This window comes from Prevotella sp. P5-92 (assembly GCF_002251245.1).
Lineage (GTDB): Bacteria > Bacteroidota > Bacteroidia > Bacteroidales > Bacteroidaceae > Prevotella.
The window spans coordinates 1-3,170 of the sequence record NZ_NPJG01000030.1 but is presented as its reverse complement, the minus strand read 5'-3'; the positions used below and the strand labels follow the sequence as shown (position 1 = coordinate 3,170).

Sequence of the window (3,170 nt, the reverse complement as noted above, 5' to 3'; positions counted from 1 at the left end):
GGGATACAGCTGAAAGTATGAGCGGCCATGTTGATGGCCACTACCAAGAAAGTGAATAAGGGCGCATGGCGGATGCCTTGGCTCATGGAGGCGATGAAGGACGTGATAAGCTGCGATAAGCCGCGGGTAGGAGCAAATATCCTTTGATCCGCGGATTTCCGAATGGGACAACCCGTCAGTCTGAAGGACTGTCATCATTACGCAGTTGTAATGAGGCGAACGGAGGGAACTGAAACATCTTAGTACCTCCAGGAAGAGAAAACAAAACGTGATTCCCCCAGTAGTGGCGAGCGAACGGGGAAGAGCCCAAACCGAGACTGTAGCGATGCAGCCTCGGGGTTGTAGGACCGCGCTGTCGCACACTGATTGTGAACGGAATGGCCTGGAAAGGCCAGCCATAGCGGGTGAAAGCCCCTTACGTGAAGCGAGAAGTGGCGTAGCGGTATCCTGAGTAACGCGGGACACGAGTAATCCTGCGCGAATCCGCCGGGACCATCCGGCAAGGCTAAATACTCCCATGAGACCGATAGCGAACGAGTACTGTGAAGGAAAGGTGAAAAGCACCCCGACGAGGGGAGTGAAATAGTTCCTGAAACCATGCGCCTACAAGCGGTCGGAGCATGCTATGCATGTGACGGCGTGCCTTTTGCATAATGAACCTACGAGTTACCATCTCTGGCGAGGATAAGTGTAACGATACACGCATCCGCAGTGAAAGCGAGCCTGAAGAGGGCGTTTAGTCAGAGGGGGTAGACGCGAAACCAAGTGATCTACACATGTCCAGGTTGAAGTCCCGGTAACACGGGATGGAGGACCGCACCGATAAGCGTTGAAAAGCTTCCGGATGAGGTGTGTGTAGGAGTGAAAGGCCAATCAAACTTGGAGATAGCTCGTACTCCCCGAAAGGCATTTAGGTGCCGCGTGCGGTGTTCAGCATGAGAGGTAGAGCGACCGATAGGTCAAGAGGGCTTCACCGCCTATCGCGACCTGACGAACTCCGAATGCTCATGCTCTGCAGCCGTGCAGTAAGGGGGCGGGTGCTAAGGTCCGTCCCCGAGAGGAGAAGAATCCAGACCGCCGTCTAAGGCCCCTGAGTTCCGTCTGAGTTAGTCTAACGAAGTCTGGTCCCTGTGACAGCTAGGATGTTGGCTTGGAAGCAGCCATTCATTCAAAGAGTGCGTAACAGCTCACTAGTCGAGGGTCCGGGCGTGGATAATAATCGGGTATAAGACGGACGCCGAAGGCGCGGGATAGCATATTAAAAAGTATCGGTAGGGGAGCATTCCATGTGCGCTGAATCGAGGCGGTGACGCCTTGTGGAGCGCATGGAAAAGCAAATGTAGGTATAAGTAACGACTAGGGCGGCGAGAATCCGCCCCGCCGTAAGTCTAAGGTTTCCCGGGCAATGTCAATCATCCCGGGGTCAGTCGGGTCCTAAGCCTCAGCCGAACGGCGATGGCGATGGCAGAACGGGTCAACATTCCCGTACTACCTTGGGGAGCGATTGTGGAGACGGAGCAGTGGAACCTCCGCGCGCTGACGGATATGCGCGTTGAAGGGTGTAGGCGCTGACGGGTACAGGCAAATCCGTACCCTGAGCCGAACCTGAAAGTACGGGGTCCTCCTCGGAGGAACCTGACAGTGAGGGTAATCATACTCCCGAGAAAATCCGCTAAGCATAATTCCCTTGGTACCCGTACCGCAAACCGACACAGGTGGACGGGTAGAACATACTAAGGCGTTGAGAGATTCATGGTTAAGGAACTAGGCAAACTGACCCCGTAACTTCGGGATAAGGGGTCCTCACAGTCATGTGAGGCGCAGAGAATAGGTCCAGGCAACTGTTTAACAAAAACACAGGGCTGTGCGAACTCGAAAGATGAAGTATACAGCCTGACACCTGCCCGGTGCCGGAAGGTTAAGAGGAGATGTCACCGCGAGGGAAGCATTGAATTGAAGCCCCGGTAAACGGCGGCCGTAACTATAACGGTCCTAAGGTAGCGAAATTCCTTGTCGGGTAAGTTCCGACCTGCACGAATGGTGTAATGATCCGGACACTGTCTCAACCATGATCTCAGTGAAATTGTAGTATCGGTGAAGATGCCGATTACCCGCGATGGGACGAAAAGACCCCGTGAACCTTTACTACAGCTTAGCATTGACCTTGGTCATCCGATGTGTAGGATAGGCCGGAGGCTGTGAATCATGTGCGCCAGCATGTGTGGAGCCATCCTTGAAATACGGCCCTTTGGCTGTCTGAGGTCTAACGCGCTTTTTTCGCGGACACTGCTTGGTGGGTAGTTTGACTGGGGTGGTCGCCTCCAAAAGCGTAACGGAGGCTTCCAAAGGTGCCCTCGGGCCGATTGGTAACCGGCCTTAGTGAGTGCAATGGCATAAGGGCGCTTGACTGGGAGGCAGACATGCCGAGCAGGCAGGAAACTGGGGCATAGTGATCCGGTGCAAGTGTATGGAAACTGCATCGCTCAAAGGATAAAAGGTACTCCGGGGATAACAGGCTGATCCCCCCCAAGAGCTCATATCGACGGGGTGGTTTGGCACCTCGATGTCGGCTCGTCACATCCTGGGGCTGGAGAAGGTCCCAAGGGTTGGGCTGTTCGCCCATTAAAGTGGCACGCGAGCTGGGTTCAGAACGTCGTGAGACAGTTCGGTCTCTATCTATCGTGGGCGTTGGAGTTTTGCGTGGTGCCGCCACTAGTACGAGAGGACCGTGGTGGACAGACCTCCGGTTTACCGGTTGTGCCGCCAGGCGCACCGCCGGGTATCCGCGTCTGGAATGGATAAGCGCTGAAAGCATCTAAGTGCGAAGCCAGCCTCAAGATTAGAACTCCTTTTAGGGTCGTCGCAGACTACGACGTTGATAGGCAGCAGGTGTAAAGACGGCGACGTCAAAGCCGAGCTGTACTAATTGCCCGAAATCTTTCGTGGCGGGTTTTTCCCCGTATTTTCAGCTGTAGGCTGCTGTAGGGTTTTTCTCTACCAGTTCTCGTGTGTGGATAGTCAACCTGTACACGGTGAAGCACCGTAAAACTTATATCAGGTGGTTATTGCGGCGGGGTCCCACCTCTTCCCATTCCGAACAGAGAAGTTAAGCCCGCTTGCGCCGATGGTACTGCAATGCAATGTGGGAGAGTAGGAGGCCGCCTTCTTTT

2 rRNA genes are annotated in these 3,170 nt (G+C 54.4%); both read left to right on the top strand.

Annotated features, from left to right (window positions below):
• Positions 1–45 precede the first annotated feature (45 nt).
• Positions 46–2,946, top strand: a 23S ribosomal RNA gene (locus CIK99_RS03150).
• A gap of 108 nt (positions 2,947–3,054) precedes the next feature.
• Positions 3,055–3,167, top strand: a 5S ribosomal RNA gene (rrf, locus tag CIK99_RS03145).
• The last annotated feature ends 3 nt before the right edge of the window (positions 3,168–3,170 follow it).